The following is a 19,176-nucleotide window of genomic DNA, read 5'->3' as shown; positions in this document are numbered from 1 at the left end:
ACTCCCTCGCCTTGCTATTCGTATACGAGGGGACAATGCAAAAGGCCGCCCGGTTGTTCCGGGCGGCCTTTTGTCTGGTCGATGAAAACTGGCCTATTCGGCGGCTTTCGGGAAGGCGATTGCCGGTTCGTCGAGCGGGCCTGGCTTCGGCCCCGAGGACGCGCCCGGCTTCCTGTCGCGGCCGGATATCCGGCGGAAGAACGCATAGAAACGGCTGTTCTTGCTGCGCGTGAAGATCATCAGCATGGACGGCGTCACCACCAGAGTCAGCAGAGTGGCGAAGGACAGGCCGAAGACGATGGCCGAGGACAGCGAAATCCACCATTGCGTCGACGGCGCGTTGATCGTCGTCTCGTGATGGAAGATTTCCAGCCCAAGACCGAACGCGATCGGCAGGACGCCGAGGATGGCCGACACCGCCGTCAGCACGACCGGGCGGGCACGCTCGCGGCAGGTCTGCAGCACAGCCTCCATCTTGTCCCAGCCTTCTTCGCGCAGCCGGTCATAGGTGTCGATCAGCACGATGTTGTTGTTCACCACCACGCCGGCCAGCGCGATGACGCCGATGCCCGACATTACGATGCCGAACGCCTCGCCTGTCAGAAGCAGTCCGAGGAACACGCCGATCGTCGCCATGACCACGCAGGACAGCACCAGAAGCACGCTGGTGAACTTGTTGAACTGCATCAAAAGCACCAGGAAGATCAGGAAGATCGCGGCCCCGAAGGCCTTGCCGAGGAAGGCGCTGGCTTCGGCGCTGTCCTCGTTCGAGCCGGCGAGCTTCCAGCGTATGCCGCTGTCGAGCTTCATGTCGGTGACCGCCTTGGTGACCTCCGCCTGCACCGCAGCAACCTGCGTGCCGGCGGCGACGTTGGCCTGCACCACCACGGTGCGCGCGCCGTCGATGCGGTTGAGGATGCCGACGGTCGGCTCGGGCTTGCGCACGACGAAGTTCGAGATCGGCACCGAGCCTTGCGAGGTCTGCACCCTGAGCTCATCGAGCGTCGACAGCGTGCGCCGGTCTTCGGGCAGGCGCAGCCTGATGTCGACGGCATCGTCGGCGCCGGCCGGCCGGTATTCCGAAAGCTTCAAGCCGTTGGTCACCAATTGCACCACCGTGCCGACCGAAGTCGGGCTGATGCCGTACTGCGCCGCCTTGGCGCGGTCGACCTCGAGCGCCCAGTCGACGCCGGGCGGCGGCAGGCCGTCGGAAATGTCGATGACGCCAGGCACCTTGGCGATGCGCGCCGCAACAGCGCGGGCCTGGTCGTCGAGCCCCTTGGGATCGATGGCCGAAAGCCTGAGCTGGATCGCCTTGCCTGTCGGCGGACCGGCTTCCGGCACGCGAACCTCGACATCGACGCCCGGAATGCCGGCCATGACGGTGCGCAGTTCGTCCAGGATCTGGTTCGCCGATTTGCGCTCGCGCCAGTCGATGAACTCATACTGGATGACGCCGACGACGTCTTCCGGCACATCCTGCCCGCCGCCTTGCGTCTTGCCGACGCGGGTGTAGACCGATTTGACGCCGGGCCAGCCAAGCAGCCTGTTTTCTGCGATCTTGGTCGCCGTATCCATTTCAGCCAGCGAGAGATTGCCGCGGGCATGCACATAGAGCAGGCCGTAATCGGGCTCGACACTCGGGAAGAATTCGACGCCGGCGCCATATTTCGAATAGGCGAAGCCGACGCCGGTCAAAAGCACGGCGGTAAGCACCAGCACAGTGATGGGAAAACGCACCGCCTGCTTGACTATCGCCATGTACAAGCCGTCGCGATTCTCCGCGTGATGCTCGGGCGGCTTGGCGAAGATCGCACCCAACGTCGGCGCGAACACCAGCGCATAGAGCATCGACGCCGACAGCGTGACGATCAGCGTGATCGGCATGTATTTCATGAAGTCGCCGATGATGCCGGGCCAGAACAAAAGCGGCGAAAACGCTGCGATGCGCGTCATCGTCGCGGCGATGACCGGACCGGCCATGCGCTTGGCGGCAAGCGTGAAGGCTTCGGCCTTGGGCATACCTTCGCCCATGCGCCGTTCGGCGAATTCGGTGACGATGATGGCATCGTCGACCAGCATGCCGACCGCCAGGATGAGGCTGAACAGCACGATCATGTTGATCGTGTAGCCCATCATCGCGAGCAGCAGGATGCCGATCAGGAAGGACGACGGAATGGCAAGCCCGATCAGCAGAGAGGCGCGGCCGGACAGCGCATAGAGGATGACGATGAACACCAGGATGACCGCAATCATCACGTGGTTCTGCAAGTCGCCCAGCAACTGGTTGACGAAGACCGACTTGTCCTGCGTGTAGGTGATGTTCATGCCTTCCGGCATTGACTTGACGTAGGCGTCGGAGACTTCCCTGACCTTCGCCAGCGTGTCGATCAGATTGGCGCCGATGCGCTTCTTGACCTCGATGGCGATGGCCGGCTTGCCGTTGAGGCGGGTGATCGTCTCGGCGTCCTTGAAGGTCGAACGGACCGTGGCGATGTCCTTGGCCTGCACGACGGCATTGGGGCCGGCGACGACAGGCAAGGCGGCCACATCCTCGGGCGTCTCGATCAGCGACGGCACCTTGACCGCGTATTTGCCTTCCGAGCCCTCAAGATTGCCGGCGGCGACCAGGCTGTTCGAGGCGCCGACAGCGCCGATCAGCTGGTCGAGCTGCAGGCCGTAGGAAGACAGCTTCATCGGATCGATGACGACCTCGACGAGATCGTCGCGCGAACCCTGCAACGAGCCTTCGAGAACGCCAGGCACCTCTTCGATGCGGTCGCGCAACTCGCGCGCGGCAGCCGTCAGCACGCGCTCGGGCAATTCGCCCGACAGCGTCACCACCAGCACCGGGAATTCGGAAATGTTGACCTCGGTGACGACAGGCTCTTCAGCTGCCTGCGGCAGGTCGGCCTTGCCGTCCTGCACCTTGGAGCGCGTGTCCTGCAGCGCGGTCGCCAGATTGGTCTGCGGCTGGAACTCGACCAGCACATAGCCGCCACCCTGGAAGGCGGCCGAGCGCATTTCCTTGAGGCCTTTCAGGCTCTTCAGCTTGCTTTCCATCGGCCGCAGCAGAAGGCGTTCGGAATCCTCCGGCGAAATGCCCTGATAGATCAGGCTGACATACATCATCGGGATAGGAACGTCGGGTTCCGCTTCCTTCGGTGTCGACGAATAGGCGACCCAGCCCGCCAGCAGCAGGAATCCCAGCACCGAGATGGTCAGCCGGGCATTGTTGATCGCGAGTTTGACGATATCCATGGCTAACGCCTGTTCTCAAAGATTATGAGGAGCCGCATTGCAGCCGGTTGTCCCGCCCGGGGGCATCCCGGCGCTACTGCGTTGTCGCTTCGCCCAACAGTTTCTGGATGGTCGCCTGGTCGGCCTCGACCGGTTTGACGACGTCGCCTTCCTTGACCAGTTCCTGGCCGGCGACGATGACACGGGCATCGGCGGGAATGCCGCCGAGCACGAGGCCCTTGGGCGAGTCGTCGACCAGGTCGATCGGGAAGAACACCACCTTGTTGTCCTTGTCGACGGCGCGAATGCCAAGGTCGCCCTTGTCGCCGAGCGTCACCACCGAGCGCGGCAGCATGACGGCGTCGGTCGGCTGGGCGCTCAGCGAAATCTCGGCCGTCATGCCGGCCGGCACCGAACCATCAGCATTCGGGACGGCAATTTCGACGCGGAAGGTGCGGGTTGCCGACGAGGCGTCGCGGCTGATGTAGCGCACGGTGCCTTCGACGGTCTGGCCGCTGACCAGCCGCACGGCGGCCTTGTCGCCGAGCTTGAGATAACCAAGGTCGCGCTCGCTGACTTCACCGCGCGCAATCACCGGATCGAGCTTGAGGATGGTGGCCACCTCGCCGCCCTGCATGACGGAACTGCCGAGTTCCACCGGCACCCGGTCGATAACGCCGTCGAAGGGCGCCTTGACCAGATTGCGGTCGAGTTCGGCCTGTGCCGTTTCCAGCTGCGACTGCGCCGCAGTCAGGTTCGAGCGCGCCGTGTCGAGCTGAAGCGTGGGCAGGTTGCCGGTCTTCATCAGCCGCAGCGATGCGTCGAGTTCGGCCTGGCGCTGCACGACAAGCTGCTTGGCACTGTCGACCATCGAGATCTTTTCTTCCGCCGCCAGCATCAGCACCAGATCGCCTGTCTTGACGTGATCGCCCTGCTTGACCGGCAGCTTTTCGATGACGCCGGCGACGCGCGTGGCGAGCACGGCGCGCTTGTCGGCCTCGGTCAGCCCGGAAATGCGGATGGCGCGGGCATAGGTCTTGCGCGGCGGCGTCACCACCGCGACGGTGCGCAGCGGCGCCTTGGGCTCCGCCTCGGCGGCCTTCGGCCCGGTTGTCGGGGGCTTGGTCGCATCCGGCGCCTTGGCCCGATCGCCGGGCTTGGCCTGATCGCCTGCCTTGGCTGCGCCTTCGACGGCAGCGCTGCCGACCGACGAAAACGCGCCTGTTCCCATCCAGGCGGCGAAGCCAATGAGCACAACTATAGCGGCAAGCTTGTGAAACCTGATTTTCGGCATCGTTGTTTTTCCACTGCGGGGTTCGGCCAGATCGTTTTCCAACAAGGCCCGTCTTCTAACAGCTACCGTGTCTTCAACTCGGGCGCGTCGCCGATATGGGTGCGCGTCAGGCCGTGTTCAATTTGCCGTGAACTGCGAAGCCGCGCTTCTACATCAAAGTTGCAGCGCAATATAGTCACAAAAGTTGCGCGATCATTGCGTCACGGGACACGGCGCGCCTGCCCCCATCCAGTTTTCGATTGCTTGATAGGTCGCCTCGGCCGAGCCGGGCGCCGGCTCACGATCGGCACCCGGGGCCCAGCCCCAGGCGACCAGTTTGTCGTCGCGCACATGCAGCGCAACATCCTCCAGGCTGCGGTCTCCATTGCGACTGCGATCCTTGATCTGGGCGCAGATTTCCGCCGAGGATTTGCCAAACCAGACCATCTCGGCCGGCGCCAGATGCCAGTTCTCGGCCCCGGGCGGCCCGTGCAATGCACTGGAATTGCTCGCGAAATGACAGGTCGTGCAGCGCAGGCCCGGATTGCCGAAACCGGAGCCGTCGGCGCCGCGCTGGACGTTGAAGGCATGGACGCGCGTCTCGCCATAGTGAGCGCCGGACCAGCGCGGCCGGTCGTCGGCGACATGGCAGTCGGCGCAGCGCGGGTGCGAGAACACGGCGTAGATCTTGTCCCATTCGGGCAAGCCTTTCGCAGCGTCGACTGCAACCAGCGCCGGCGCTTGGCTTTGTTGTGCGGTTGCGAAGGGCGCTGCCGAAAACATGATGGCAGCAGGCGTCAGCATGATGAGAAGCTTTTTCATGCGAAGGCCACCGATTTCGACAGCGGCAGCGTCCGGATGCGCTTGCCGGTGAGCGCGAAGATGGCATTGGCCAGCGCCGGAGCCGCCGGCGGCGTACCGACCTCGCCGACGCCGCCCATCTTGTGAAAATTCTCCAAAATGGCGACTTCGAAAACAGGACACTGGAAGATGCGCATGGCATCGTAGTCGTGGAAATTCGACTGTTCGACCATGCCATCGGCGAAAGTAATTTCCTGACCCATAGCCGCCGACAGGCCGTAAATGGCGGCCGAGATGAGCTGCGCCTCGATGATGCCTGGATCGAGTGCTGTGCCGACATCGGCGGCGATCCACACCTTCTCGATGCGGATGCCGGCGGGCGTGTCGGCAACCTGGACGATCTCTCCGACCCAACTGCCGAAGGACAGCGAGAAGGCCATGCCCCTGGCCTTGCCGGCCGGCAGCGCCTCTCCCCATTTCGCCATCGCGGCGACCTTCTCGACCACCTTGACCGCCGCTGGATAGGCGGCCATCAACGTCTTGCGCAACTCGACCGGATCGGTTTTTCCGGCCACCGCGATCTCGTCCATGAAGCCTTCATGGAAGAAGCCGTTGATCGAACTGCCGACCGAGCGCCAGAAGCCGACCGGGACAGTGACCGGAGCGGCGACGCCGCTCACCCGGTAGTTCGGGATGGTGTAGGGCTGGTCGTAGGCGCCGTCGACGATGGTCTTGTCGGGGCCAAGCGGCGAAATCGAAGGGAACAGCCGGCGCAAGGTGCCGGCGATCACCGACGGCGAGGCGATCGTCATGTCGACGGCGACCGGCAGGCCGTCATCGCCGAGCCGCGCGCGGAATTTGCCGACGGCCGCCGGCCGGTAGGCGTCGTGGCGCATGTCCTCTTCACGCGTCCACGTCACCTTGACGGGACGCCCGCCCGTTTCCTTCGCCATCAGCGCCGCGCACAGCGCGTAGTCCATCTCGACACGGCGCCCGAAGCCGCCGCCCATGAAGGTGGTGTGGACCGTCACTCTGTCCTGTTCGATGCCGAGGACGTTGGCGCAGAGCTGGCGCACCAGCGTCGGCGCCTGGTTGCCGCACCAGATGTCGAGTACGCCGTCCTTCAGCCGCGCCGTGGCATTCATCGGCTCCATCGTCGCATGCGCCAGATAGGGCACGGCATAGTCGGCTTCGATGATTTTTTCACGCGGCGCGTCGGCAAAGGCCTTGGCGACATCACCGTTGTCGCGCATCGCCGACCCCTCGGCGCCAAGCGCCTGCTTCAGTACCCCGGCAATGGCTGCGCTGTCCGGCGGATATTCGGGATCGGCCCATTTGACGTCGATTGCTTCGGCGGCCTTGAACGCTGCCCAGGTGTTTTCGGCGATGATGCCGAAGCCGTGGCCATAGTTGGTTTCGAGCGGCACGATCCTGATCACGCCGGGCATCTTTTCCGCTTTGGCAAGGTCCGCGCCGACCGGCCTGGACCAGAAGCGTGGGCTCATCTTCACCGTGCCGTAGAGCATGTCCGGCAAGCTGACATCGATGCCGAAGATCGGCGCGCCGGTGACCTTGGCAAGCATGTCGATCCGCTTTTGCGGCTTGCCCAGCAGTTTCCAATCGGCTTTGTCCTTGAGCCGGACTTCCGCCGGCGGCGCCATCGCGGCAGCGTTTGCCGCCACTTCGCCATAGGTCAGCGACTTGCCTGACGCCTTGTGCAGGATCGAACCGTTGGCCGTTTCAAGATCGGCAGCTTCTACGCCAAGCTTCTGCGCCGCCGCAGCAATCAGCATCTGCCGCGCGGCTGCGCCCGCCTGCCGCATCTTGTTGAAACCATCGCGCGTCGAGGCCGAGCCGCCGGTGCCTTGCAAAGCGAGGAATTTGCCGACCACACCCAGGCCTGAACGTACAGCTTGCGCGGTCATGCTCTCGTCAAAGAAGGCAAACGGGCCGCCCTCTTCCAGGATCGCTGCATTGTAATAGGCGTAGGAGGCCGCGCCGTGTTCGACCTTGACCTGGTCGAGGCTGACGTCGAGCTCCTCGGCGACCATGACGGCAAGCGTCGTCGAGATGCCTTGCCCCATCTCGGCGCGCGGCGCGACGATGGTGACGGTGTTGTCGGCGCCGATTTTCACATAGGGATTGAACGTCGCCTCACCGGCGGCGAGGTCGCCTTCCAGCGGGTTCGGGTAGGGCTTGCGGTAATAGTAATAGCCGACGGCGACGCCACCGGCGATGGCAGCCGCGCCGATGAGAAAGCTGCGCCGTGCGATCTTTGCGACACTGGCCATGATCAAAGCCCCGCCGTCTTGAGTGCCGCAGCTTTTTTGATAGCCGCGCGTATCTTCGGATAAGTGCCGCAACGGCAGAGATTGCCGCCCATGGCGTTGTCGATGTCGGCATCGGTCGGATCGGCGACCTCGTCGAGCAGCGCCACGGCGCTCATGATCTGGCCGGCCTGGCAGTAGCCGCATTGCGCGACCTGCTCTTCCAGCCAGGCCTGCTGCACCGGATGCAGTTTGCCGGGCTCACCGATGCCTTCGATCGTGGTGATGGCGCCCGTGGCCTGGCCGACCGGCAGCGAGCAGGAGCGAACCGCCTGGCCATCGACATGCACCGTGCACGCGCCGCAGGCGGCGATGCCGCAACCGAATTTCGGCCCGGTCTTGCCGATGAGATCGCGCAGCGCCCACAGCAGCGGCATTTCGGGATCGGCATCGATGTCGAACGACTGACCGTCTACGGTGAGGCGCATGGGGATACCCTTCGTTGTCGTCCACAGTCCGAAGCGGAATGGCACGCCATCTCGCTTCATACAAGTTGACAAAATTCGTAATTTTGTCAATAGAGGTTACGCAGATAGTGTCGCAGCCGTGAATCAGATCGAAGACATCACCACCACAGACCCCAAGCGCGTCCGCATTCTGGACGGCGCCATGAAGGTGTTTCTGGCCTATGGTTTTTCGCGCACCACCATGGACGATATTGCGCGCGCCGCCGACATGTCGCGGCCGGCGCTCTATCTGCTCTTCAAGAACAAGACCGACATTTTTCGCGCCATAGCCATGATGCTCCTGTCACGCTCGGTCGAGGCGGCAAAGGTGGCGCTGGCCGGCGATGGCACCTTCACGGAGCGCATGACGCGGGCCATCGACGAGGGGCTGATCTCGATGATGCGAGGTGTCATCTCATCGCCGCACGGCGCCGAGCTGCTCGACATGAAGTCGAGCCTTGCTGATCTCGTCGTCTGCTGGCGCGACGGCCTTGGCGAACATATCGCTGCGGCGATCGAGAAAGAGGCCGGGCGCAACGGCGCCGACCTCGCGGCCAAGGGCCTGTCGGCGCGCCTGCTCGCCGACATGCTGCTTGACGGGCTGGAAGGCATGAAGGCGCGCATCAGCGATGCGGACGAACAGCGCAAGGCCGCGGGCGCGCTGGTCAAGGTGATCGACCTCGCCCTTCAGGCGTGACCTAATGCCCAAACGATGAAAAGATGTTCATGACGAGCTGAGCGATCTGCTCAGCCAATCGGCAAACCCCCTTGCCCGCTTGCTTGGCTGGCGCCCGGCCGGAAACAGGACGTGGATGGGGATGGTCGGCAGCGGAAACTCCGGCAGCAGCCGGCAGAGGCGGCCATCCGCAAGTTCTGCATTGAACATCCAGCCGGACCCAAAGGCCACGCCAAGCCCGGCCAGCACGCAGGCGGTGACGCCGGCCGAGCTCGAGACCCGGATGCGCGGGCTTTCCGGCAGGGCAAAGCTGGCCTCCGGGCCGATCAGCTGCTGAAAGGTCGCGCCGGTGCTGTCGGAAGGCCCGAAGATGACCTCGTGTTGAACCAGATCGCCAGGACTGCGCGGCAAGCCATGCCGAGCAATATAGTCCGGTGACGCCACTAGCAGCCTCGGCGTCTCCCCAACCTTGCGCGCCATCAGGCTGGAACTGTCGAGCAGACCGAGCCTGACCGCGACATCGGCGCCTTCCTCGACAAGGCTGCGCCTGCGATCGTCCATCATCAGTTCGACGGAGAGGTGGGGATGCTCGGCAAGAAGGCCGGGCAGCTGCGGAATAAGCGCACGCACGGCGAAAGTGACCGACAGCTCGATGCGCAGCAGCCCGCGCAACTCCTCATTGCCGGCAGCAGTGTCGGCCGCCGCCCCAAGTTCGGCGAGCAACGGCCGGATCTGTTCGAGATAACCATGCCCTGCCTCGGTCAGCCCGACCTTCCGGCTGGTGCGGACGAGGAGACGGGCGCCGATGCGCGCCTCCAGATCGTTCAGGATCCGCGACACCGAAGGCTGCGACAGCCCGATTTCGCGAGCGACCTGCGAAAGGTTGCCGCGCTCCGCCACCCGCACGAACACTTCCAGTTCTTGGAGCCGGTCAGCCATCCACTTTCCGAATGATTGCTATCCTTTCCCGCAGGCTACCCCTGTTTTTGGAAATAGGCGAGGACGTTCCCGCCGCTGCGTGAGCGGTGAGAAATCTTCGGAGTAATCCCATGTCGCTTCAAGACAATCTTGATGCCTTCAAGGCCGACTTTGAGAGCAAGGCGCCCAGACAGGCGGTCGAGATCATGCACCGCGCCTCCGCCGAGCTAATCGCGTCCGGTCAGGCCGACCGCATCCTGGGGGTCGGTGCGGTCGCCCCGACCTTCACACTGATGGAGGCTGACGGCGGCCTCGTTGCCTCGGCCGATCTGCTGGCGCGGGGCCCGCTGGTGCTCAGCTTCTACCGCGGTGTCTGGTGCCCCTATTGTAACATCGAACTTGGCGCTTTGCAGGAGACCTGGCCGGCAATCGGCGCCACCGGTGCGCAACTGGTCTCCATCTCCCCGCAATCGCCGGCGAACGGTCGCAAGGCCAAGCGCGACAAGCAGGTCACCTTCCCGATGCTGAGCGATCCGAACGGCGAGCTCGCCAGCGCCTTTGGCCTGCGCTTTCGCCTGCCCGACGATCTGATCGCGCTCTACAAGAGCTTCGGCGTTGACCTGCCTGCCATCAACGAAGACCCATCATGGACATTGCCGATGCCGGCGCGGTTCGTGATCAGACGCGACGGTATCATCGTCTATGCGGAGGTGAGCCCGGACTACACGCAACGGCCCGACCCAGCCGATCTGCTTCCGCTACTGAAGCGGCTGCAAAACGCCGTCGCCGCCTGAGCCTGCTTGATGGAACCCATGGCAGCCACGCACCCGGCCGGCGTTGGCGCCGGCCGGCACTGGTCGATGCTGGCGGTGATTTGCGCCGGCGCCTTCCTGTCCATGACTGCCTGGTTTTCGGCAACCGCAATCGCGCCGCAGCTGACGCAAGTCTGGAGCTTGTCGCCGGCGCAAGGCGCCTGGATCACAGGCGCCGTGCAGGTCGGCTTTGCGGTTGGCGCACTCGCCTCCAGCATTGCCGGCCTGCTGGACATCGTCTCGCTTCGCAAGGTGATCGGCATCAGCGCCCTGGTCACTGCCGTTGCAAATCTCTGCCTGCTGTTCGCGCCGTCGGTCGGCATGCTGCTGCTTGCCCGCTTCGCCACCGGCATTGCACTGGCAGGCGTCTATCCCCCAGCGCTCAAACTGGTGTCGACCTGGTTTCGCCGCGGGCGCGGCACAGCGCTGGGCGCCTTGCTTGCGGCTCTGACGCTCGGCTCGGCGTTCCCGCACCTTCTGTCCGCGCTTGCCACCGATGTCGCCTGGCAGGATGTCATCATCGCGACCTCGCTGGCTGCGTTGGCCGGCGCAATCCTGATCCTGTATCTTGGCAGCGAAGGCCCTTATCCCTTCGCCAGATCGACATTCGACCCCCGCCACATCCGAGCCGTCCTGCAGAATGGCCCCCTGGCGCTCGCCAATCTCGGCTACCTCGGCCACATGTGGGAGCTCTATGCCATGTGGGGCTGGATGCTGGCCTATATCAGGGCGGGAAGCCCCGGCCTTGGCATTGATGGCCCGAAGACGGCATCCCTGCTGGCTTTCCTTGTCGTGGCATCAGGTGGGATCGGCTCGATCCTGGGCGGGATTGTCGCCGACCGCATCGGCCGCACGGCAACCGCAGCAATGATGATGACGCTTTCGGGGCTTTGCGCGCTGACGATCGGCCTCGCCTTCGGCGGGCCGCTTTGGCTGTTCATCGCCATCGCGGTTCTCTGGGGCATGACCGTCATCGGCGATTCCGCGCAGTTTTCCGCTATGATCACCGAATTGAGCGACCCACGCTATGTCGGCACTGCGCTTTCGCTGCAGTTGAGCGTCGGCATCGCCCTCACCTTCGTCTCGATCCACCTGACGTCGTCGGTAGCGGAGGCTTTCGGATGGCGCTGGAGCTTTCTGGTCCTCGCGCCCGGCCCGCTGTTTGGCGTCAGCGCCATGCTGGCGCTGCGGCGGCTGCCGGCCGCGAGGAAGATCGCCCAAGGTCTGCGATAAGGCTCAGGCCCGCCGCCGCTCCGCCTCCGGCTTCTTGCGCGCCGCGAGGAACTCCTTGACCCGCCGGCCCGGCGCGGGGCCGCGCACCGGCTTGAAGCCGTCGTCGAGCTCGCCGGAGAGATCAAGCGTTGGCCGCTTGCCGACGGCGTCGTAGTTTTCCTCCAGCCAGTCGCTCGCCGCCGTGCGGCCAAGGTCGCGCAGATAGGTCAGGAACGCCCATTCCGCATTGACCTTGGACGACGCCGAGAGGTCCTTGAACGCCTCGTCGGCGTCGATGCGGTGCATGCGGATGTCGCGGTACTCGCCACGCGGCAGGCGGCCGGCGGCGATCAGTTCCTTGACGAAGGCGATCGAGCGGAATTCGTTCAGCAGCCCGGCATTGAAGGTGATCTCGTCAATGCGGTTCTGGATTTCGTTGGCGCTTTTCGGCGTGCCTTCGCGCACCACCGGGTTGATCTGCACCAGAAGCACGTCCTCGGTCGCCGCCGTCTTGAAGAACGGGAACAGCGCCGGATTGCCGCCATAGCCACCATCCCAGTAGGGCACGCCCTTGATCTCGACGGCGCGGAACAATTGCGGCAGGCAGGCCGAGGCCATCACCGTGTCGAGGTCGATTTCGCCATCGGAAAAGACGCGCAGCTGGCCGGTCTCGACATTGGTTGCCGAGATGAACAGCTCCATCGACTTGCAGGCGCGCACATTGGCGAAATCGATCTCCTGCTCAACCACGTCGCGCAGCGGGTTGAGCCCGAGCGGATTGGCGACATAGGGCGAAAACACCCGCGACATGGTGTCGAAGAAGAAATAGCCGGGCGTATTCTCGATCGACCAATTGCCCCAGGCGACGTCCCACGGCATGCGCTGCACTGGGCTGAACCGGCCTTTCGCCGCCACCGCGCGCCAGAAATCGTCGAGCTTCTTGCGTGCGCCATCAACGCCGCCGCGCACAAAACCGTCGGCCAGCGCCACCGCGTTCATGGCCCCGGCGCTGGTGCCGGACACAGCCGCGATCTCGAGCCGGCCGTCCTCCAGCAGCCGATCGAGCACGCCCCAGGAGAAGGCCCCGTGCGAGCCGCCGCCCTGCAGGGCAATGTTGATCTTCTTGGTTTCCTCCGCCTTGCCGTTTTTCGTCATGGCGTTCCTGTATCGGTTTGGGCGCTGCAGCCTTGTCCCATCGGGAATCGGGCAGGGTTCGACTGCAGCGGGCTTATGTTGCAGTGCAGCATATAAGTGATGGCCGAGGCAAGAACACGAACACGGTCGCGTGATCACATGAAATTTCGGTCATGAAAAAACGGCCTCTCCACCTGAAATGGAGAGGCCGTTTTGCTTCGAAACCGGTGTTGCGATCTCAGGCGACGAGCTTCGGCACCGGCCCGACATAGCGCGATTGCGGCCTGATCAGCCGCCCTGTCGTCTGCTGTTCACGCGCATGCGCGATCCAGCCGGCGACGCGCCCTGCGGCAAAGACATTGCTGAAGGCCTGTGGCGGAAAGCCCGCCGCTTCCAGCACCAGCGCGGTGTAGAATTCGACATTGGTCTGCAACGAGCGCTGCGGTTTGGCGATTCGCAGCACCTCGAGCGCGGTCTGCTCCACCTTCTCGGCGAAAACCAGCCGGCGGCCGGTCTCGCCTTTGCTGCCGAGCTGCCGCACCACCGCTTTCAGCACGTCGGCGCGGGGATCGCGGACACGGTAGATGCGATGGCCGAAGCCCATGATGCGTTCGCCATGCGCGACCTCGTCGCGCAGCCAGCCGGCGGCATCGCCATGCGCCTGGATTGCGTCCAGCATCTCGATCACCAGACCGGGCGCGCCGCCATGCAACGGCCCCTTGAGCGCGCCGAGCCCAGCCAGCACGGACGATGTCAGGCCGGCCAGCGTCGAAGCGACGACGCGGGTGGCGAAGGTCGAGGCGTTGAGGCCATGATCGCAGACGGTGACAAGATAGGTGTCGAGCGCCTTTGCCAATGCCGGCGACGGGACTGCTCCGTCAAGCATTCGCAACATGTCGGCGGCATGATCGGCCTTGGCGTCGGGCGCGATCGGCTGATCGCCGCGCTTGAAGCGCAGCAGGGCAGGCGTCAGCACCGCAGGCGCCGCGATCAGACGCAAGGCGTCCGCCTGGTTTTCGTCGTCAGGCAAAAGTGCAATGCCGGCGCGCATCGCGTCGTAGACATCAAGCGGCGCCAGCATCGACAGCGAAGGCTGGAGGCGCTCAAACACTTCGACGCGCGCCTCGCCCAGTCTCGCCGCCAATTCGGCATCGCCTGGAAGTTCGTCGAAGAAGCCGTCCAGCAGCAGGCGGACCACTTGCGCGTAGCGCCAGCGGCCGGCCAGTTCCGGCAGCGAATAACCGCGGATCGTCAGACGGCCGCCAAGACCATCGACATCGGAGAGCATGGTCTCCGCCGCCACCACATCATCGAGCCCGTTTGCCATGTTTCGTCTCCTTGCAGTTTTTCTCCACTAGACATAAGGGTCAAGCAGCGCGTAAATCAATCTTGATCAATATAATCAATATCAGAGCTGATCATGTCCGAATGGTTGTCGCGGGAAGAGGCGCTGGGAAGGCTCAAGGTCCGGCCGCAAACGCTTTATGCCTATGTCAGCCGTGGGCGCATCGGCATGCGGCCGGATGAGACCGACCCGCGCCGCAGCCAGTACCGCGCCGACGACATCGCAGCCATGGCAACCCGCCGGGCGCGCGGCCGCAGTCCCTCGGCCATCGCCGAAAGCGCCATCGCCTGGGGTGAACCATCAATCGTAACGGCTATCTCGACCGTCCTGCACGGCCGACTGATCTATCGGGGACAGGATGCGGTAACGCTTTCCAGATCGGCCACGCTGGAAGAAACTGCCGCTTTGCTTTGGGCCTTGCCTGAACCGATGGCTTTCAAGGCACGCTCATCGGATGTCCCTTCTCAAATCGGCCGCGCCTCGGCCTTTGCGCAGCTTGCCATGCTTGCCAGCCAAGGGCGGCCTTCGCTTGGACGCAGCGCTGCCTCGCTGTGCACCGAGGCTGCGCACACAGTTGGAGCGCTGGCGCAGTCGCTGGGCGCTGTAGCCGGCACAGACCCTGTCCATTGGCGTCTGGCGCGGGGCTGGTCGGTGGGTGATGACGGCGCGGAAGCGATCCGCTGCGCACTCGTCCTGCTTGCCGATCACGAACTCAACGCATCGACCTTCACTGCCCGCGTCGCCGCCTCGACCGGGGCCTCGCCTGCCGCTTGCCTGCTGGCGGGCCTGGCAACCTTGTCCGGCCCACGCCACGGTGGCGCCGGCGAAGCGGTGATGCAATTGGCGGAAGATGCGGCCCTGCACGGCGCCGAGGCGGCGATACGGCGCTGGCTCGGCCACGACCGGCCATTGCCGGCGTTCGGCCATCCACTCTACCCTGAAGGCGATCCCCGTGCCACCGCACTTCTGGCCGTCATCCCGGTCGACGAGATACTGCAACAGTTGCAAAAGGCCGCCATTGCCGCGACCGGCGCGCATCCGAACATCGACTTTGCCCTGGCTGCGTTGACACGTGGCCTCGGCCTGCCGCGCGACGCGCCGTTCCATTTGTTTGCGTTGGGACGCAGCGTCGGCTGGGCCGCTCATATGGTCGAACAGATCATCAGCGGCAGCATCATCAGACCTCGCGGCCGCTATGTCGGATCCTTGACCTGACCAGGCAAGCCGTCAGGCTGACTTGGCCCCGAACCGCGCGCGGTATGCGACCGGCGTCGTGGAAAAGTGCTGACGGAAGTGATGACGCAACGTGCCCGCTGCGCCAAAGCCGGCGGTCTCGGCAATTCGCTCGATCGGCATTGCGGTATCTTCCAGCAGCGTGCGCGCCCGCGAAAGTCGTTCCGAGAGCAGCCAGCGGGCCGGCGTGACCCCGGTCGCGGCCGCGAACCGGCGCAGAAATGTCCTCTCGCTCATCCCGGCAAGTTCGGCCAAAGTGGCGACGGGATAGTCGGCCGAAATATTGGCGCGCATTCTGTCGATCAACGGCCCAAGCCGGCTGCGCTCATGCGGTTCGGGAACGGAACTCTCGACATACTGCGCCTGGCCGCCGTCGCGATGCGGCGGCACGACCAGCCGCCGCGCCACCATATTGGCCGCTTTGGTGCCGAAATCGCGCCGGACCAGATGCAGGCAAAGGTCGATACCTGCAGCACTCCCGGCCGATGTCAGGACGTTTCCCTCATCGATGTACAAGACGTCAGGAACCACGGTGATGTCAGGGTACAGCTCCGTCAGCTTCTCGCTATAGCGCCAATGTGTCGTCGCCCTTTTGCCTGCCAGCAGGCCTGCGGCGGCAAGCACGAACACGCCCGAACAGATTGAAAGAATTCGGGCGCCGCGCTCGTGTGCCTTTTGAAGCGCCTCGATCAGCGACGGCGGCACCGGCGACTCCGATCCGCGCCAGCCAGGCACGATCACTGTGTCGGCCCGGTCGATCAGATCGGCTCCGCCATCGGCAACGATGCGCACGCCGCCCAAAGCGCGCATTTCACCGGCATCGATCCCGGCCACGGCAAAGCGGTACCAATCCTCACCCATTTCCGGCCTCGGTAAGGCAAAGACTTCAACCACCACGCCGAACTCGAATGTGCACAGCCCGTCATAGGCAATGGCAACGACAAGCGGATTGACAGGATGGGAAGATGCATTTGGCATGATCTTGACGATATATGGCAAAGCTGCCAGCTGCAATCGCCCTGCCCGGTGCTTTATCTCTCCGTCGCATCAGCAACGGAGATTAGAGATGAGCTACGTGACAGAGATTCCCGCAGCATCGCCGGAAATTGCCCGCGACCACTTCCTGCGCCGGCTTTCCGTCGAGACCGACTGTTCCGACGTCGCCGCAGCACTGCGCGCCGGAGAGCAGGACTTTGTCCTTCTGCATGTGGTCGGTTCGCCGGAAGCCTATGAGCGCCGCCATGTACCGGGCGCTCTGCATTTGCCGCACCGCGAGATAGCGGCCGAGCGGATGGCGGAGTGGCCCGGACAGACGCTGTTCGTCGTCTATTGCGCGGGACCCCATTGCAATGGCGCGGATCGGGCGGCCTTCAAGCTGGCCAGCCTCGGCCGTCCGGTGAAGATCATGATCGGCGGCATCACCGGCTGGGAGGACGAGGATCTTCCATTCGCCTCAGGCAAGGAGCCGGGTACCCTGCGGGCATGATCCCGAGGCCAAGCTCGGCGCGTAAAGCAGCACTTGCCGCCCGCCTCTTCGAGCAACGGGATGGCGACTGGCGCTCTACGACATCGTGTCGAGTTTGCGCTGCATGGCGGCGATCTGGTCCTTCAATTCCTGAAGGTCGTCGCCACTCTTTTCCGGCGCTTCCTTGCGGGCCGGTTCGGGCGCAGCCGCCGCAGCGCCATTTGAGGTGGCTGACGGGAACGGCGTGAACAGGCGCATGGCGTTCTGGAACATTTCCATGTTGCGCCGCGTCTGCTCTTCCAGCGCCTTGATCGGCGTGGCGATCTTCATCACGTCGAGCGGCGACTTGCCGATCGCGCCTTTCATCTGCTCGCGGAAACGCTCCTGTTCCTTGGAGAAGGCGATCATCGACTGCTCGAGGAAGCTCGGCACGATCATCTGCATCTGGTCACCGTAGAAGGCGATCAGCTGGCGCAGGAACGGAATCGGCAGCATGTTCTGCCCATCCTTGTTCTCCAGTTCGAAGATGATCTGGGTCAGCACCGGATGGGTGATGTCGTCACCGGTCTTGGCGTCCTGGACCGTGAACTCCTCGCCCTTCTTGACCATCTCGGCCAGATCCTCGAGCGTCACATAGGTGCTGGTGCCGGTGTTGTAGAGACGGCGGTTGGCATATTTCTTGATAATGATCGGGTCGTCTTTCGCGGCCATCAGCATCCTCCCAGGGACACCGGCGCGCCTGAGTAAGCCGCCGGTAACGATTGCGCCATTTTTAAGGATATGCGCAAAAGCTCCATAATTCCAAGCGCTTTGTGCAGTGCGGCATCATTTATTGCTGCATGGCGGGCTAAATATGCTGCGCAGCAATGGCCAGGCGATCCCGCCGGCCGCTCGCGCCCTGCTTGCGGCGCATGGCCGGCATGCCCATTTCCGGTTTGACTTGGGGTGTGGAACGGGCAAGAAAAGTCCCAACAACACCCAAGAACACGACACCTCGAAGTCTGGAGAGAAAAATGTCCGCTTCCAATTCCATCGTCGTCGCCAGCGCTGCGCGCACCGCTGTCGGCTCCTTCAACGGCGCCTTCGCCGCCACACCGGCGCATGAGCTTGGCGCCGTCGTCATCAAGGAGCTTTTGTCGCGCGCCGGTGTCGAGCCGGGCGAAGTCGATGAGGTCATTCTCGGCCAGGTGCTGACGGCGGCACAGGGTCAGAACCCTGCCCGCCAGGCGTCGATCAATGCCGGCCTGCCCAAGGAGACCACCGCCTGGGGCCTCAACCAGGTTTGCGGCTCGGGCTTGCGCGCCATCGCGCTCGGCATGCAGCAGATCGCCACCGGCGACGCCAAGGTGATAATCGCCGGCGGCCAGGAGTCGATGTCGCTGTCGCCGCACGCAGAGCACCTGCGCGCCGGCGTGAAGATGGGCGACTACAAGATGATCGACACCATGATCAAGGACGGCCTGTGGGACGCTTTCAACGGTTATCACATGGGCAACACCGCCGAGAACGTCGCCCGCCAGTTCCAGATCACCCGCGACGACCAGGACCAGTTTGCGCTCGCTTCGCAGAACAAGGCCGAGGCCGCGCAGAAGGCCGGCAAGTTCAACGACGAGATCGTCGCCGTCACCATCAAGGGCAGGAAAGGTGACACCATTGTCGATCAGGACGAATACATCCGTCACGGCGCCACAATCGACGCCATGACCAAGCTGAAGCCGGCCTTCGACAAGGACGGCACGGTGACCGCCGCCAACGCTTCCGGCATCAATGACGGCGCTGCCGGCGCCTTGCTGATGACCGAGGCCGAGGCATCGCGGCGCGGCATCACCCCGCTGGTGCGCATCGCGTCCTGGGCGACCGCCGGTGTCGATCCCGCGATCATGGGCACCGGACCTATTCCCGCTTCGAAGCGGGCACTGGAGAAGGCCGGCTGGTCGGTCAAGGATCTCGACCTCGTCGAGGCCAATGAGGCCTTCGCCGCACAGGCCTGCGCGGTCAACAAGGGCATGGGCTGGGATACGTCCATCGTCAATGTCAATGGCGGCGCGATCGCCATCGGCCATCCGATCGGCGCCTCGGGCGCGCGCGTCTTCAACACGCTGGTCTTCGAGATGCGCCGCCGCGGCGCCAAGAAAGGCCTCGCCACGCTCTGCATCGGCGGCGGCATGGGCGTGGCGCTGTGCGTGGAAGCAATCTGAATAGCGAATAGGGAGTAGCGAATAGGGGAGAACTGCGTCGGCGCGACGGGAGATCAAATCCCTACTCGCTATTCGCTATTCCCTATTCGCTCCTCC

Annotated in this window: 17 protein-coding genes; 6 read left to right on the top strand and 11 right to left on the bottom strand. The window is 64.1% G+C overall.

Annotation, left to right across the window (positions count from 1 at the left end; translation table 11 throughout):
* Positions 1 to 93: 93 nt before the first annotated feature.
* From ACWGTO_RS01085 to ACWGTO_RS01065, 5 genes are all read right to left on the bottom strand, one after another.
* The gene (locus tag ACWGTO_RS01085; protein WP_454573039.1) at positions 94 to 3,261 is read right to left on the bottom strand and encodes an efflux RND transporter permease subunit; all 3,168 of its coding nucleotides are present in this window, start codon (positions 3,259 to 3,261) and stop codon (positions 94 to 96) included.
* A gap of 73 nt (positions 3,262 to 3,334) precedes the next feature.
* Entirely contained in the window at positions 3,335 to 4,534 is a 1,200-nt protein-coding gene (locus ACWGTO_RS01080; RefSeq protein ID WP_454573038.1) for an efflux RND transporter periplasmic adaptor subunit, read from the bottom strand.
* Between the two features lie 192 nt (positions 4,535 to 4,726).
* Positions 4,727 to 5,335: a hypothetical protein gene (locus tag ACWGTO_RS01075; RefSeq protein WP_454573037.1), complete on the bottom strand. Its 609-nt coding sequence runs from the start codon at positions 5,333 to 5,335 to the stop codon at positions 4,727 to 4,729.
* Positions 5,332 to 7,605 carry a molybdopterin cofactor-binding domain-containing protein gene (locus tag ACWGTO_RS01070; RefSeq protein ID WP_454573036.1) on the bottom strand — a complete coding sequence of 758 codons (2,274 nt, stop codon included), beginning with the start codon at positions 7,603 to 7,605 and terminating at the stop codon, positions 5,332 to 5,334. Before ACWGTO_RS01070 ends, ACWGTO_RS01075 begins: the two co-directional genes overlap by 4 nt.
* A 2-nt stretch (positions 7,606 to 7,607) precedes the next feature.
* A complete protein-coding gene (locus tag ACWGTO_RS01065; RefSeq protein ID WP_454573035.1) occupies positions 7,608 to 8,069 on the bottom strand; it encodes a (2Fe-2S)-binding protein in 462 nt (153 codons plus the stop codon).
* Positions 8,070 to 8,187: 118 nt separating this feature from the next.
* Between ACWGTO_RS01065 and ACWGTO_RS01060 the strand changes: the two genes are divergently transcribed.
* On the top strand, positions 8,188 to 8,784 hold the full coding sequence (locus tag ACWGTO_RS01060; RefSeq protein WP_454573034.1) for a TetR/AcrR family transcriptional regulator: 597 nt from the start codon (positions 8,188 to 8,190) through the stop codon (positions 8,782 to 8,784).
* 27 nt (positions 8,785 to 8,811) lie between these two features.
* Here the strand turns inward: ACWGTO_RS01060 and ACWGTO_RS01055 are convergent, their stop codons facing one another.
* A complete protein-coding gene (locus ACWGTO_RS01055; protein WP_454573033.1) occupies positions 8,812 to 9,702 on the bottom strand; it encodes a LysR substrate-binding domain-containing protein in 891 nt (296 codons plus the stop codon).
* 110 nt (positions 9,703 to 9,812) lie between these two features.
* Here ACWGTO_RS01055 and ACWGTO_RS01050 point away from each other — a divergent pair, with 110 nt between their 5' ends.
* Positions 9,813 to 10,475, top strand: coding sequence for a peroxiredoxin-like family protein (locus ACWGTO_RS01050; protein WP_454573032.1), 663 nt, complete (start codon positions 9,813 to 9,815; stop codon positions 10,473 to 10,475).
* 18 nt (positions 10,476 to 10,493) lie between these two features.
* Positions 10,494 to 11,726, top strand: a complete 1,233-nt coding sequence (locus ACWGTO_RS01045) for an MFS transporter (RefSeq protein WP_454573031.1) — start codon at positions 10,494 to 10,496, stop codon at positions 11,724 to 11,726.
* A 3-nt stretch (positions 11,727 to 11,729) separates the two neighbouring features.
* On the opposite strand, the gene ACWGTO_RS01040 is transcribed toward ACWGTO_RS01045, so the two are convergent.
* Positions 11,730 to 12,860, bottom strand: coding sequence for a patatin-like phospholipase family protein (locus tag ACWGTO_RS01040; RefSeq protein WP_454573030.1), 1,131 nt, complete (start codon positions 12,858 to 12,860; stop codon positions 11,730 to 11,732).
* A gap of 217 nt (positions 12,861 to 13,077) precedes the next feature.
* Positions 13,078 to 14,166, bottom strand: coding sequence for a citrate synthase/methylcitrate synthase (locus tag ACWGTO_RS01035; protein ID WP_454573029.1), 1,089 nt, complete (start codon positions 14,164 to 14,166; stop codon positions 13,078 to 13,080).
* 93 nt (positions 14,167 to 14,259) lie between these two features.
* Here ACWGTO_RS01035 and ACWGTO_RS01030 point away from each other — a divergent pair, with 93 nt between their 5' ends.
* Positions 14,260 to 15,399, top strand: a complete 1,140-nt coding sequence (locus ACWGTO_RS01030; RefSeq protein ID WP_454573028.1) for a citrate synthase — start codon at positions 14,260 to 14,262, stop codon at positions 15,397 to 15,399.
* Positions 15,400 to 15,411: 12 nt separating this feature from the next.
* Here ACWGTO_RS01030 and ftrA read toward each other — a convergent pair whose 3' ends face one another.
* Entirely contained in the window at positions 15,412 to 16,395 is a 984-nt protein-coding gene (ftrA, locus tag ACWGTO_RS01025; protein WP_454573027.1) for a transcriptional regulator FtrA, read from the bottom strand.
* An 88-nt stretch (positions 16,396 to 16,483) separates the two neighbouring features.
* Between ftrA and ACWGTO_RS01020 the strand changes: the two genes are divergently transcribed.
* Positions 16,484 to 16,903, top strand: coding sequence for a rhodanese-like domain-containing protein (locus tag ACWGTO_RS01020; protein ID WP_454573026.1), 420 nt, complete (start codon positions 16,484 to 16,486; stop codon positions 16,901 to 16,903).
* A gap of 75 nt (positions 16,904 to 16,978) precedes the next feature.
* Here ACWGTO_RS01020 and phaR read toward each other — a convergent pair whose 3' ends face one another.
* A complete protein-coding gene (gene phaR / locus ACWGTO_RS01015) occupies positions 16,979 to 17,593 on the bottom strand; it encodes a polyhydroxyalkanoate synthesis repressor PhaR (RefSeq protein ID WP_454573025.1) in 615 nt (204 codons plus the stop codon).
* Positions 17,594 to 17,729: 136 nt separating this feature from the next.
* Positions 17,730 to 17,915: a hypothetical protein gene (locus tag ACWGTO_RS01010; RefSeq protein WP_454573024.1), complete on the bottom strand. Its 186-nt coding sequence runs from the start codon at positions 17,913 to 17,915 to the stop codon at positions 17,730 to 17,732.
* On the opposite strand from ACWGTO_RS01010, the gene ACWGTO_RS01005 reads away from it, so the two are divergent.
* Positions 17,896 to 19,080 (top strand): acetyl-CoA C-acetyltransferase, encoded by a 1,185-nt coding sequence (locus ACWGTO_RS01005; protein WP_454573023.1) that lies wholly within the window; start codon positions 17,896 to 17,898, stop codon positions 19,078 to 19,080. The genes ACWGTO_RS01010 and ACWGTO_RS01005 overlap by 20 nt on opposite strands.
* Positions 19,081 to 19,176 lie beyond the last annotated feature (96 nt).

It is taken from the genome of Mesorhizobium sp. PL10 (assembly GCF_053714315.1).
The sequence above is the reverse complement of the archived record's forward strand: the minus strand, read 5'-3'. Positions and strand labels throughout refer to the sequence as shown.